This window comes from Nocardioides jejuensis (assembly GCF_004337475.1).
Taxonomy (GTDB): Bacteria; Actinomycetota; Actinomycetes; order Propionibacteriales; family Nocardioidaceae; genus Nocardioides; species Nocardioides jejuensis.
Window position 1 is genome coordinate 49668 of sequence record NZ_SJZJ01000021.1, and the last position, 12343, is coordinate 62010.

Below are 12343 nucleotides of genomic sequence, written 5' to 3' on the forward strand. Positions count from 1 at the left end.
GCTTCATTCCGGCACCCGGATCACGATCGGGTCACAGGGCCGGGCGTCAGCCCCACCAGAAGGAGGCGGCGATGACGACGTAGACGCCGATCAGGGCAGCACCCTCGATCCAGTTGGACTCGCCGTCGATCGTGATCAGCGCTGCGATCAGCACGGAGAGGAAGACCGCCACGATCAGCACCGGGCTGAAGACCAGCGTCAGGGCGGTGAAGCCGAGGACCGACGACAGGATCACCAGGACGGGTGCCAGCACGAGGGCGATCTGCAGCGGCGAGTTGATGACGATCTGGAAGGCGTACTCGGACTGGTTGCGCGCGGCGAGCTGGATGCCGATGACGTTCTCGATCGCGTTGCCGGCGATCGCGACGATGACCAGACCGGCGAACGCCTCGCTGACACCCCACGACTGCATGGCCGGCTCGAGCGCCCCGACGAACCAGTCGGAGACGAAGGCGGCCACGACGCCCGCCACGGCGAGCATGCCGACGGCCAGGCCCACCGGCCAGCGCGCCGCCTCGTGGGCGGACTCGTCGCCGTCCATCTTGTCCATGCCGGTGGAGTTGTCCCGCTTGAGGGACGCCGGGAGCGTGAGCGCGAAGAGCGCGAGCAGCACCACCGAGGCGATCATCGACAGCGCCTTCTCGTGGCCCGCAGCGGGCGTGTGCATCACGGCGGTCAGCGAGGGCAGGACGAGGGCGACGACTGCAACGGTGAGCAGGATCGAGATCGTCCGGGCACGACCGGAGTCGATCTTCTGCGAGCCGTGCTTGAGACCGCCCACGACGAAGGCCAGGCCCAGCACCAGCAACAGGTTGCTGAGGATCGATCCGATGATCGCGGCCTGCACGACCTCGACGAGACCCGCCTTGAGGGCGAAGAGGCAGATGAAGAGCTCCGGCAGGTTGCCCAGCGCGCTCTGCAGGACACCGGTCGCGCCCGGACCGAACCGGTCGCCGAGCTGCTCGACCGCGAGGCCGACGATGCTCGCCATCAGGCCGACCGCGACCGCGGCGAGGACGAAGGTCAGCCAGCCGACCCAGCCGGCGTAGTGGGCGACACCGGCGAGCGCCGTCGCGACGGCACCACCGCCGAGCATCACCAGGTCGCTGCGGACGAACGTCGGCGCCGGGGCCGTCTGCGTGCTCATGGACGGCAACCTAACGTCGAGTCCCGGGTTTTGGCGCGGCGAGACCCGGGTTTCAGCGGGTCGAGTCCCGGGTTTCGGCGTTACGCGAGGTGCTTGAGCGCCTCGCGTCGGCTCAGCGGGCTGAGGTCGGTCCGCTCCACGTACGCCCGGACCCACGCGGGGTCGGTCTTCGCCAGGTCCCGCAAGGACCAGCCGATCGCCTTGCGCAGGAAGAACTCGCGGTCCTCGCGGCTCGGCTCGATGACCTCGGCGAGCAGTTCGCGGTCGGTGCGGTCGCGGCGTCCGAGCTGGCTGATGATCGCCAGGCGGCGGACCCAGAAGTCGTCGTCGGTGCTCCACCGCCGCACGAGATCCGCCGTGGTCCCGGGGTGCGCGTCGTGCAGCGCAGCGACGCGCTTGGCGATGCCGTCGACGTGGTCCCACCACTGACCGGTTCGCGCGATGTGTTCGAGGTAGGGCACCAGCGACCAGTCGCCCCGCAGCACGGTGAAGGTGAGCAGCTCGCTGGCGGCGTACCGCTCCTCGCGGTGGGTGGCGTCGTCCCACAGCTCGCGTGAGGTCGCGGCGAGCGTCTCCGCGTCCTTCACCCCGACCTCACGGACCAGCTCGCGAGTGATCCGACGGACCTCCGGCCCGCGCACGCCGAGGAACGGCATCGCCGACTTCATGTACGCCTGCTGGCCGGGCGCGATCGTGGGGTCGGCAGCGGCGCCGAGAGCGGAGCGGATGGCGGATGCGAGGCTCACGCCGACAGTCTCCCCGAACGCCGGACAGCCTCCCGCGCGCAGGTCCATGCTGAGGCGATGACCTCCGTCGACGACGTCATCGCCCGCATGCAGTCCATCGCCTCCGCGCTCGAACCCACCGATGGAGCGGCGGTCTTCAACCGGGTCTACCTCGAGGTCACCGCGATGGTCCGGGACCGGCTCGCGGCGGGCACGGCATTCACCGACGACGCGTTCATGGCCGACCTCGACGTGCGGTTCGCGCAGCTCTGGTTCCGGGCGTACGACGCGTCCCCGGCCTCGCGTTCGCGGGCCTGGTCACCGCTGTTCGAGTCCCGGCGACGGGACCTGGCCCCGATCCAGTTCGCGCTGGCCGGCATGAACGCCCACATCGAGCACGACCTGCCCCTGGCGGTGGTGGCGACGTGCCTGTCCCACGGGCGGCGACCCGACGACGTACGCGCCGACTACGAGAAGGTCAACGACCTGCTGGCCGAGGTCGAGTCCGGGATCCGCCGCTCGTTCCTCGACGACCTCGGCCGGGCACTGGACGACGAGGTCGGGCCGCTCGCCCACCTGATCGCCGCCTGGGACATCGGCAAGGCGCGGGAGGCGGCCTGGGTCAGCGTCTGCCTGCTCTGGGAGCTCCGCGACAATCCGTTCCTGGACCTGCTGCAGCGCACCGCGCTCGACCGCACCGTCGGCCTCGGGTCGCGCCTCCTCCTCACCCCGGTGACCTGACGGGAGAACGCCGAAACCCGGGTTTCGGTGGACCAAAACCCGGGTTTCGACGTTCAGCCTCAGAGAGCGGCGAGCGCCTCGTTGAGCGTCGCGGACGGACGCATGACCGCAGCGGTCTTCTCGGCGTCCGGGTAGTAGTAGCCACCGATGTCGACCGGCTGGCCCTGGACCGCGAGGAGCTCCTCGACGATGGTCGCCTCGTTCTCACGCAGCGTCTTCGCGAGCGGGGCGAAGACCGCGGCGAGGGCGGCGTCCGCCGTCTGCGCGGCGAGCGCCTCGGCCCAGTAGAGCGCGACGTAGAAGTGCGAACCACGGTTGTCGATGGTGCCCAGCTTGCGGCCCGGCGAGCGGTCCTCGTTGAGGAACGTGCCGGTGGCCGCGTCGAGGGTGTCGGCGAGGACCTGCGCACCCGCGACACCGGCCTGCTCGGCGTACTTCTCGAACGACGGGACCAGAGCGAAGAACTCACCGAGCGAGTCCCAGCGGAGGTAGTTCTCCGAGACGAGCTGCTCGACGTGCTTCGGGGCAGAGCCACCGGCGCCGGTCTCGAAGAGGCCACCACCCTGGATCAGCGGAACGACGGAGAGCATCTTCGCCGAGGTGCCGAGCTCGAGGATCGGGAAGAGGTCCGTGTTGTAGTCACGGAGCACGTTGCCGGTCACGGAGATCGTGTCCTCGCCCTTGCGCATGCGCTCGAGCGAGAAGGAGCAGGCCAGCTCCGGCGACAGGATCTTGATGTCCAGGCCGGTGGTGTCGTGCTCGGGCAGGTAGGCGTTGACCTTCTTGATCAGCTCGGCGTCGTGGGCACGCGCCTCGTCGAGCCAGAAGATCGCCGGGGTCTGCGACGCACGCGCACGCGTGACGGCCAGCTTGACCCAGTCCTGGACCGGGATGTCCTTGGTCTGGCAGGCGCGCCAGATGTCGCCGGCCTCGACGTCGTGCTCGATCAGGGCCTCGCCGGCCGCGTTGAGGACGCGCACCGTGCCGGCCTCGGCGATCTCGAAGGTCTTGTTGTGCGAGCCGTACTCCTCGGCCGCCTGCGCCATGAGGCCGACGTTCGGGACGGTGCCGATGGTGGCCGGGTCGAGCGGGCCGTGGGCCTTGATGTCCTCGATGACGGCCTGGTAGACGCCGGCGTAGGAGGAGTCCGGGATGACCGCGAGGGTGTCGTCCTCGCCGCCGTCGACGCCCCAGAGGCGGCCGCCGTTGCGGAAGAGGGCCGGCATCGACGCGTCGACGATCACGTCGGACGGGACGTGCAGGTTGGTGATGCCCTTGTCGGAGTTGACGTAGGACAGGCGCGGGCCGTTGGCCAGACCGGCCTCGAAGGCCGCCTTGATCTCGTCGCCGTTGGACAGGCCACCGAGACCGGCGAGGATCGAGCCCAGGCCGTCGTTGGCGGAGAGGCCCGCGGCGGCGAGGTCGTCGCCGTACTGGGCGAAGACGTCGGCGAAGTAGGCCTTCACGACGTGGCCGAAGATGATCGGGTCCGAGACCTTCATCATCGTGGCCTTGAGGTGCACCGAGAAGAGGACGTCCTCGGCCTTGGCGCGGGCGATCGCGTTGGCGAGGAACGCGTCGAGGTTGGCGGCCGACATCTTCGTCGCGTCGACGATCTCGCCCTGGAGGACCTTGAGGCCCTCGAGCAGCGTCTTCGACTGGCCGGAGGCCGTCTCGAGGACGATCGACAGGGTGTCGTCCTGGGTCAGGGTCACGGACTTCTCGTTGGCCTTGAAGTCGTGCTCGCCCATGGTGGCGACGTTGGTCTTCGAGCCCTCGGTGAACGGCTTGTTCACGTGCGGGTGCGACTTGGCGTAGTTCTTGACCGACAGCGGCGCGCGACGGTCGGAGTTGCCCTCACGCAGGACCGGGTTGACCGCGGAGCCCTTGACCTTGTCGTACTTCGCGACGATCGCCTTGTCCTCGTCGGACTGCGCGTCCTCGGGGAGGTCCGGGATGTCGTAGCCCTTGGCCTGGAGCTCGGCGATGGCCGCCTTGAGCTGCGGGATGGAGGCCGAGATGTTGGGGAGCTTCACGATGTTGGCGGCCGGCGTCTTGGCCAGCTCGCCGAGCTCGGTCAGCGCGTCGTCGGCCAGGCCGAACTGCGCGAGGATGCGCGCGGCGACCGAGATGTCGCGAGTCTCGATCTCCACGCCTGCCTTGGCGGCGTACGCCTGGACGATCGGGAGGAACGAGTACGTCGCGAGCAGCGGCGCCTCGTCGGTGTGCGTGTAGATGATCTTCTGGTCCGTCACCGGAGGCATCCTCTTTCGCGTGCTGGATAAGTCTTGACGTCAAGATATCTCAGGCGGGCTACCGGTCGGGACCGGGCTCGCACCGTGGCCCATCCTGCCCGAGCGTCAGCCGCGCGTGAAGCGGATCAGCTGGACCACCTCGTCGCCACCGGCGACCGTCTTCTCCGCGACGACCCCGACGCCCTCGGCGTACCACTTGTTCTCGACGAGATCCGGCTCGAGCGGCGTGGTGTCCTCGGTCCGCAGCAGCGAGACGTTGTCGAGGTTCGGCAGGACCGAACGCAGCGAGATCGGCAGGTGCAGGCCGGCTGGCAGGGACGCGTCGAGGTCGCGGACGGTGGCGCGGTCCTCGGCGTGACCGGCGAGGTATTCCATCCGGTAGCCGTCGCCGACCCGCGGGTTGGCGAGCATGGCGATGCCGGCGACCGCACCGTCGACCCCCGCCTCCCAGGAGCCTTCCTTCGAGAAGGTCTTCCCGCCAGGCGGGTCGTACTCGGAGGTGTCCTCGCCGAGGTACCAGACGTTGCCGTGGGTGTCCTGGGCGAACCAGTCGTGGGTGTCCTCGACGATCCGGCCACGGCTGTCCATGACGACGTCGTGCACGCCGGTCGCCGTGACACCGTCCACCACGCGCGTGGCGGCGAGCACCGTCACGACGTTGCGCTGGACGCCGTCCTCGGAGGTGCTCCGGTAGACCCACGTGTTGCCCGGCCGGAGGGGAAGCCACGGGTTGTCGATCTGCGCGACGAAGTCACCCGGGTCGAGTGAAGGCGCGTCGGTCTTCGTCGCGTCGGCGTGCGGAGCCTTCGACGGCTGTCCGCCGCACGACACAAGCACGAGTGCAGCCGCGGCTGCCAGACCGGCAAGCGAGGAGCGCATACCAGCAGCATGGCACGCGCCCCCGACCACAGCCACGGGCCGCGGCAGGAGGTCGCTGGACGCCGCAGGACGCTGAGGGACAACCCGGACGACACGGACAGGCCCTCCGGCTGGTCGACCGGCGAGCCGCGGTGTCATCCCTAGCGTTGAGCCGTCTCACTCCTACATCCCGGAGGTACCCCATGCCTGCTCCCACCTTCAGTCCGGCCTCGCGCTGGACCGCCGAGTTCCTCGGCACCCTCGTCCTGGTCCTCGGCGGCTGCGGCACGGCCGTCCTCGCCGGCGACAAGGTCGGCTACCTCGGTGTCGCCCTGGCCTTCGGCCTCACGGTCGTCGCCGGCGCCTACGCGTTCGGCCACGTCTCGGGCGGCCACTTCAACCCCGCCGTCACCGTGGGTCTCGCGACGGCGGGCCGGTTCAGCTGGGCCGACGTCCCGGCGTACGTCCTCTCGCAGGTGCTCGGCGGCTCTGCCGGCGCGGGCATCCTGTGGCTGATCGCCAACGGCAACCCCGCCTTCAGCGCGGCGGACGGCTTCGCCACCAACGGCTACGGCGACCACTCCCCCGGCGGCTACAGCCTGCTGGCCGTCGCGATCTGCGAGGTCGTGCTCACCGCCGTGTTCATCCGGGTCATCCTCGGCGCGTCCGCCAAGGCCGCGACGCCGGGCTTCGCCGGTCTCGCCATCGGCCTCACGCTGACCCTGATCCACCTGATCTCGATCCCGGTCAGCAACACCTCGGTCAACCCGGCCCGCTCGCTCGCGGTGGCCTGGTTCAACACCGACGCACTGGGCCAGGTCTGGCTCTTCATCGTCGCGCCGATCGCCGGCGCGATCCTCGGTGCGCTGCTCTACCGCGGCGAGGACGACATCGCCGAGGCGATCGGCGAGATCGTCGACGAGGTCGACGACCGGATCTGATCCCTGCAGTACGCCGAAGGGCCCGACCACCGCGAGGTGATCGGGCCCTTCGTGCTTGCGGTCAGCGGAGGTCGAAGCGGTCGTTCTCCATGACCTTGACCCAGGCGGCGACGAAGTCCGCGACGAACTTCTCCGCGGCGTCGTCCTGCGCGTAGACCTCGGCGAGGGCCCGCAGCTCCGAGTTGGAACCGAAGACCAGGTCGGCACGCGTGCCGGTCCACTGGGCACCGGACTCGGTCACGCCGCGGAAGGCGTGAGCACCGGAGTCGAGCGGCGTCCACGTCGTGCCGAGCTCGAGCAGGTTGACGAAGAAGTCGTTCGTCAGCTGGCCCGGGCGGTCGGTGAAGACGCCGTACGACGAGCCGTCCCAGTTGTTGCCGAGGACGCGGAGGCCGCCGACGAGGACGGTGAGCTCCGGCGCCGAGACACCGAGGAGGTTGGCGCGGTCGATGAGCAGGTACTCCGACGGCAGCTTGAGGAAGCCACTGTCGTAGTTGCGGAAACCGTCGGCGACCGGCTCGAGCCAGGCGAACTGCTCGAGGTCGGTCTGCTCCTGCGTCGCGTCGACGCGGCCGGCGGCGAACGGCACCGCGACGGTCACGCCGGCCGCCGCAGCGGCCTGCTCGACACCCACGCCACCAGCGAGGACGACGACGTCGGCGAAGCTGACGCCCGTCGACGCGGCGATCGCCTCGAGCTTCGCCAGGACCGGGGCCAGGGCCTCGGGCTGGTTGACCGCCCAGCTGCGCTGCGGCTCGAGGCGGATCCGGCCACCGTTGGCACCACCGCGCTTGTCGGAGGAGCGGAACGTCGCAGCGGCCTTCCAGGCGGTCGAGACGAGCTCGGCGATGCTCAGGCCGGACGCCGCGATGGCAGCCTTCGCGGCAGCGATCGCGGCCTCGTCGGTCGCGCCGCCAGCGGCCGGCAGCGGGTCCTGCCAGACCAGGTCCTCGGCCGGGACCTCGGCGCCGAGGTAGCGCGCCTTCGGGCCCATGTCGCGGTGGGTCAGCTTGAACCACGCGCGGCCGAACGCGTCGGCGAACGCAGCCGGGTCTGCGAGGAAGCGGCGCGAGATCGCCTCGTACGCCGGGTCGAACCGCAGCGAGAGGTCGGTCGTGAGCATCGTCGGGAGGCGCTTGGCACCGTCGGCGTCCGGAGCCGGGATGACCGCATCGGCGTCCTTCGCGACCCACTGCTTGGCACCGGCCGGGGACTCGGAGAGCTCCCACTCGAAGCCGAAGAGGTTCTCGAAGAAGTAGTTGCTCCACTGGGCCGGCGTCTGGGTCCAGGTCACCTCGAGGCCGGACGTGATCGCGTCGGCACCCTTGCCCGAGCCGTGGGTCGAGAGCCAGCCGAAGCCCTGCGCCTCGAGCGGAGCCGCCTCCGGCTCCGGACCGACAGCGGCCTCGGGGCCGGCGCCGTGCGCCTTGCCGAAGGTGTGACCGCCCGCGATCAGCGCCACGGTCTCCTCGTCGTCCATGCCCATGCGGCGGAACGTCTCGCGGATGTCCTTCGCAGCGAGCAGCGGGTCCGGGTTGCCGTTGGGGCCCTGCGGGTTGACGTAGATCAGGCCCATCTGGACGGCGGCGAGCGGCGCCTCGAGCTCGCGGTCGCCGCTGTAGCGCTCGTCGTCGAGCCAGACCTTCTCCGGACCCCAGTAGACGTCGTCGTCGGCCTCCCAGACGTCGGCACGACCGCCACCGAAGCCGAAGGTGTCGAAGCCCATGTCCTCAAGCGCGACGTTGCCGACGAGCACGAAGAGGTCGGCCCAGGACAGCGCCTGGCCGTACTTCTTCTTGACCGGCCACAGCAGGCGGCGGGCCTTGTCGAGGTTGCCGTTGTCCGGCCACGAGTTGAGCGGGGCGAAGCGCTGCTGGCCGGCGCCCGCGCCACCGCGGCCGTCGTGCGACCGGTAGGTGCCGGCGGCGTGCCAGGCGAGGCGGATCATCAGCGGGCCGTAGTGACCGAAGTCGGCCGGCCACCAGTCCTTGGAGTCCGTCAGGACAGCCGCGATGTCGGCCTTGACGGCAGCCAGGTCGAGGCCCTCGAACGCCGCCTTGTAGTCGAAGCCCTCACCGAGCGGGTTCGCGACCGCAGGGTTCTTGGCGAGGATCTTCAGGTTCAGCTTGTTGGGCCACCACTCGGTGTTGGCGTGACCCTGCGTGGGATGGGTGCGGGGGCCGTGGGCGACGGGGCACTCGGACATGAGGAACCTTCCGGAGAGGGGTGGATCGGGCAGGGATGGGTCAGGCAGGTGCGGAGCAGGAGGGGCAGGTGCCCCAGTAGATGACCTCGGCCTCGTCGATCACGAAGCCGTGGGTGTCGGAGGCGTGCAGGCAGGGAGCCGCACCGACGGCGCAGTCGACGTCGCCGATCGCGCCGCACGAGCGGCACACGACGTGGTGGTGGTTGTCCCCCACGCGCGACTCGTAACGCGCGAGGTGACCGTGCGGCTGGATCCGGCGGACCAGGCCCGCCGCGGTCAGCGCATGCAGCGAGTCGTAGACCGCCTGGTGCGAGACCTCCGGCAGCTCCCGACGTACGACGGAGATGACCGTCTCGGTGTCGGCATGCGGATGACCGAAGACCGCTTCGAGCGTCGCCACGCGAGGCCGGGTGACGCGCAGCTCGGCACCTCGCAGGAGGACCGAGTAGTCGGGGCGCGGGGTCATGTCAGCATCATGCACGCTTATTTTGAATGATTCAAGAAAAGAACGCGGCGAGTTGGTGACGATCCACCCCCGTGTTGCACGAGATGGAAATCGGACGCACTCCCTCACGCACGCGGCCGCTGCTAGCGTCGAGGGCATCCCGCCCGTCGACTCCCAGGAGTTTTCTCGTGAGCACCACCCCGCTCAAGGTCGCCGTCACCGGCGCCGCCGGTCAGATCGGTTACAGCCTTCTCTTCCGCCTCGCGAGCGGCGCCCTCGGCGACCGCCCGATCCAGCTCCAGCTGCTGGAGATCGAGCCCGCCCTCAAGGCGCTCGAGGGCGTCGTGATGGAGCTCGACGACTGCGCGTTCCCGGGTCTCGCCGGCGTCGAGATCGGCTCCGACCCGACGAAGATCTTCGACGGCGTCAACCTGGCCCTGCTCGTCGGCGCGCGTCCGCGTGGCCCGGGCATGGAGCGTGGCGACCTGCTCTCCGCCAATGGCGCGATCTTCACCGCGCAGGGCAAGGCCCTCAACGAGGTCGCCGCTGACGACGTCCGCATCGGCGTGACCGGCAACCCGGCCAACACCAACGCGCTCATCGCGATGACCAACGCGATCGACATCCCCAACGAGCGCTTCTCGGCGCTGACCCGTCTCGACCACAACCGCGCCCTGTCGCAGCTCGCTGCGAAGACCGGCGCGTCGGTCAACGACATCACGAAGATGACGATCTGGGGCAACCACTCGGCCACCCAGTACCCCGACCTCTTCCACGCCGAGATCGCCGGCAAGAACGCCGCCGAGGTCGTCAACGACCAGGCCTGGGTGGAGAACGACTTCATCCCCACCGTCGCCAAGCGTGGCGCCGCGATCATCGACGCCCGTGGCGCCTCCTCGGCCGCCTCCGCCGCGTCGGCGACCTGCAACGCCGCCCGCGACTGGCTCAACGGCACCCCCGCGGGCGACTGGGTCTCGATGGCGGTCGTCTCCGACGGCTCCTACGGGGTCCCCGAGGGACTCATCTCGTCGTTCCCGGTCACGACGTCCGGCGGCGACTGGAGCATCGTCCAGGGCCTCGAGATCTCGGACTTCTCGCGTGGTCGTATCGACGCGTCCGTCGCCGAGCTGGCCGACGAGAAGGCCGCTGTCACGGAGCTCGGCCTGATCTGACACCAAGACGGGGCCCGTGCCCACGTGAGACGGGGCTCGTGCCGGGGACTTCTCCGGCACGGGCCCCGTCTCGGCGTTCTGGCGTCAGCGAGGCTGGTCGGGGATCGTCGCGGCCAGGACGATCAGCGCGATGCCCACGCTCGCCAGCAGCAGCGTGTCAAACCGCCGCCGTCGTACGCCGAGCATGCCGGCGTCGTCGCCGGGCAGGATCAGCCGACCGGCGGTCGCGACGAGGAGCGCACCGCCGAGCCAGGTGACGCCGAGGCGCCACGGCCCGGCCGCACCGATCGCGATACCCACGAGCGCCAGGCCGAGCACGACCAGGTAGATCACGCCGCCGATCGTCTCGGGCTGCTTGATCCGGGCGACCTCGCGCAGCGGCGGGATCGGTCCACGAACCGCATCGACACCCGCGACGACGTCGTCCGGAAGGTCCGCGTCCTCGGGGAGGACGGGCTCCGTGTCGTCGACCGGCTCGAGCGGCTCGTCCGCCACGTCAGGCCAGCTTGCTCTCGGCGATGCTCACGACGTTGGCCAGCAGCATCGCGCGGGTCATCGGGCCGACTCCACCGGGGTTGGGCGAGACCCAGCCGGCGACGTCCCAGACGTCGTCGGCGACATCGCCGGTGACCTTGCCGTCGACGCGCGAGACGCCCACGTCGAGGACCGCAGCGCCCGGCTTGACCATGTCGGCGGTGATGATTCCGGGAACGCCGGCGGCGGCCACGACGATGTCGGCCTTGCGCACGTGCGCGGCCAGGTCGACGGTGCCGGTGTGGCAGAGGGTGACGGTCGCGTTCTCGCTGCGACGCGTGAGCAGCAGGCCGAGCGGGCGGCCGACGGTGACGCCGCGACCGACGACCACGACCTCCTTGCCGGCGATCTCGACGCCGTGGCGGCGGAGGATCTCGACGATGCCGTACGGCGTGCAGGGCAGCGGAGCCTCCTTGCCGAGCACCAGCCAGCCGAGGTTGGTCGGGTGCAGGCCGTCGGCGTCCTTGGCGGGGTCGATCAGGCCGAGCACACGGTTCTCGTCGCGGCCGCGCGGGAGCGGGAGCTGCACGATGTAGCCGGTGCAGGCCGGGTCGTCGTTGAGCTGCCGGACGGCGTCCTCGATCTCCTCCTGGGAGGCGGTCTCGGGGAGGTCGATGCGGATCGACTCGATGCCGACCTCGGCGCAGTCCTTGTGCTTGCCGCCGACGTACCACCGCGAGCCCGGGTCGTCGCCGACCAGGATCGTGCCGAGACCAGGCACGACGCCCTGGTCGCGGAGCGCGCCGATCCGAACCTTGAGCTCGTCCTTGATCGCGGCGGAGGTGGCGGTGCCGTCAAGCTTCTGTGCAGTCACGGGGGTCAGTCTAGGGAGTCAGCAGGCGTACGCCGCTCTCCGCGCGCGCCGCCGGACGCCAGGACTCGGGGCCGGACTCGGGGCCGGGCTCAGGGCCGGTACGCCGGGTCGTCGTGCGGCAGCGCGTCGCAGGCCCACTCCGCCTGCTTCCAGCCGGGGATCGGCGGAGCGACACCCGCGTGCGGGACGAACGGCGACTCCGCCACCTTCTGCCAGCGGTGGATGTAGCGCGGGCAGTTCGGGAAGACGTCGGTGACGCTGACGCGGACGACGAGGATCGCGCCCGGCCAGGTGTCGAGGAGCGGGTCGTCGGCGGACACGGTCGCCTCGCCGTGGACCCGCATCCGGTTCGGATGCTCGAGGTCGATGAAGAGCAGCCCGACCTTCGCGGTCTCCGACGCATTGCCCAGCGACAGGAACATCCCGTTGCCGTCGTACGACGGAAAGGCGAGCGTCCTCTCGTCGAGGACGCGCACGAAGCCCGGCGCCCCGCCCTTGTAGGAGC

The 12343-nt window shown here is 70.2% G+C and carries 12 protein-coding genes; 3 read left to right on the top strand and 9 right to left on the bottom strand.

Annotated elements, in window-relative coordinates; genetic code table 11:
* Positions 1 to 46 precede the first annotated feature (46 nt).
* Positions 47 to 1147, bottom strand: coding sequence for a calcium/proton exchanger (gene cax / locus EPD65_RS12380; RefSeq protein ID WP_131584574.1), 1101 nt, complete (start codon positions 1145 to 1147; stop codon positions 47 to 49).
* 80 nt (positions 1148 to 1227) lie between these two features.
* Positions 1228 to 1893: a DNA alkylation repair protein gene (locus EPD65_RS12385; RefSeq protein ID WP_243640570.1), complete on the bottom strand. Its 666-nt coding sequence runs from the start codon at positions 1891 to 1893 to the stop codon at positions 1228 to 1230.
* A 57-nt stretch (positions 1894 to 1950) separates the two neighbouring features.
* Between EPD65_RS12385 and EPD65_RS12390 the strand changes: the two genes are divergently transcribed.
* Positions 1951 to 2613: a DUF5995 family protein gene (locus EPD65_RS12390; RefSeq protein ID WP_131584578.1), complete on the top strand. Its 663-nt coding sequence runs from the start codon at positions 1951 to 1953 to the stop codon at positions 2611 to 2613.
* 59 nt (positions 2614 to 2672) lie between these two features.
* On the opposite strand, the gene EPD65_RS12395 is transcribed toward EPD65_RS12390, so the two are convergent.
* Complete coding sequence (locus EPD65_RS12395; RefSeq protein WP_243640571.1) at positions 2673 to 4877, bottom strand: NADP-dependent isocitrate dehydrogenase; 2205 nt, start codon at positions 4875 to 4877, stop codon at positions 2673 to 2675.
* 96 nt (positions 4878 to 4973) lie between these two features.
* Positions 4974 to 5747: a hypothetical protein gene (locus EPD65_RS12400; protein ID WP_131584582.1), complete on the bottom strand. Its 774-nt coding sequence runs from the start codon at positions 5745 to 5747 to the stop codon at positions 4974 to 4976.
* 182 nt (positions 5748 to 5929) lie between these two features.
* Here EPD65_RS12400 and aqpZ point away from each other — a divergent pair, with 182 nt between their 5' ends.
* Positions 5930 to 6667 (top strand): aquaporin Z, encoded by a 738-nt coding sequence (aqpZ, locus tag EPD65_RS12405; RefSeq protein ID WP_131584584.1) that lies wholly within the window; start codon positions 5930 to 5932, stop codon positions 6665 to 6667.
* A 61-nt stretch (positions 6668 to 6728) separates the two neighbouring features.
* Here aqpZ and katG read toward each other — a convergent pair whose 3' ends face one another.
* A complete protein-coding gene (katG, locus tag EPD65_RS12410; protein ID WP_131584586.1) occupies positions 6729 to 8873 on the bottom strand; it encodes a catalase/peroxidase HPI in 2145 nt (714 codons plus the stop codon).
* Positions 8874 to 8913: 40 nt separating this feature from the next.
* Positions 8914 to 9339, bottom strand: a complete 426-nt coding sequence (locus EPD65_RS12415; RefSeq protein WP_131584588.1) for a Fur family transcriptional regulator — start codon at positions 9337 to 9339, stop codon at positions 8914 to 8916.
* Positions 9340 to 9506: 167 nt separating this feature from the next.
* Here EPD65_RS12415 and EPD65_RS12420 point away from each other — a divergent pair, with 167 nt between their 5' ends.
* On the top strand, positions 9507 to 10490 hold the full coding sequence (locus EPD65_RS12420; protein WP_131584590.1) for a malate dehydrogenase: 984 nt from the start codon (positions 9507 to 9509) through the stop codon (positions 10488 to 10490).
* Between the two features lie 84 nt (positions 10491 to 10574).
* Here the strand turns inward: EPD65_RS12420 and EPD65_RS12425 are convergent, their stop codons facing one another.
* The 3 genes from EPD65_RS12425 to EPD65_RS12435 all read right to left on the bottom strand — a co-directional run.
* Positions 10575 to 10985: a DUF3017 domain-containing protein gene (locus EPD65_RS12425; protein ID WP_131584592.1), complete on the bottom strand. Its 411-nt coding sequence runs from the start codon at positions 10983 to 10985 to the stop codon at positions 10575 to 10577.
* 1 nt (position 10986) lies between these two features.
* The gene (locus EPD65_RS12430; RefSeq protein ID WP_131584594.1) at positions 10987 to 11838 is read right to left on the bottom strand and encodes a bifunctional methylenetetrahydrofolate dehydrogenase/methenyltetrahydrofolate cyclohydrolase; all 852 of its coding nucleotides are present in this window, start codon (positions 11836 to 11838) and stop codon (positions 10987 to 10989) included.
* Positions 11839 to 11927: 89 nt separating this feature from the next.
* Positions 11928 to 12343: pyridoxamine 5'-phosphate oxidase family protein (locus EPD65_RS12435; protein ID WP_207891536.1), on the bottom strand; the 416-nt coding region annotated here is incomplete at its 5' end.

Bases quoted from the DNA above. Each gene is read 5' to 3' on its own strand.
- cax (WP_131584574.1), bottom strand. From the start codon at position 1,147: ATGAGCACGCAGACGGCCCCGGCGCCGACGTTCGTCCGCAGCGACCTG.
- EPD65_RS12390 (WP_131584578.1), top strand. From the start codon at position 1,951: ATGACCTCCGTCGACGACGTCATCGCCCGCATGCAGTCCATCGCCTCC.
- EPD65_RS12395 (WP_243640571.1), bottom strand. From the start codon at position 4,877: ATGCCTCCGGTGACGGACCAGAAGATCATCTACACGCACACCGACGAG.
- EPD65_RS12400 (WP_131584582.1), bottom strand. From the start codon at position 5,747: ATGCGCTCCTCGCTTGCCGGTCTGGCAGCCGCGGCTGCACTCGTGCTT.
- aqpZ (WP_131584584.1), top strand. From the start codon at position 5,930: ATGCCTGCTCCCACCTTCAGTCCGGCCTCGCGCTGGACCGCCGAGTTC.
- katG (WP_131584586.1), bottom strand. From the start codon at position 8,873: ATGTCCGAGTGCCCCGTCGCCCACGGCCCCCGCACCCATCCCACGCAG.
- EPD65_RS12415 (WP_131584588.1), bottom strand. From the start codon at position 9,339: ATGACCCCGCGCCCCGACTACTCGGTCCTCCTGCGAGGTGCCGAGCTG.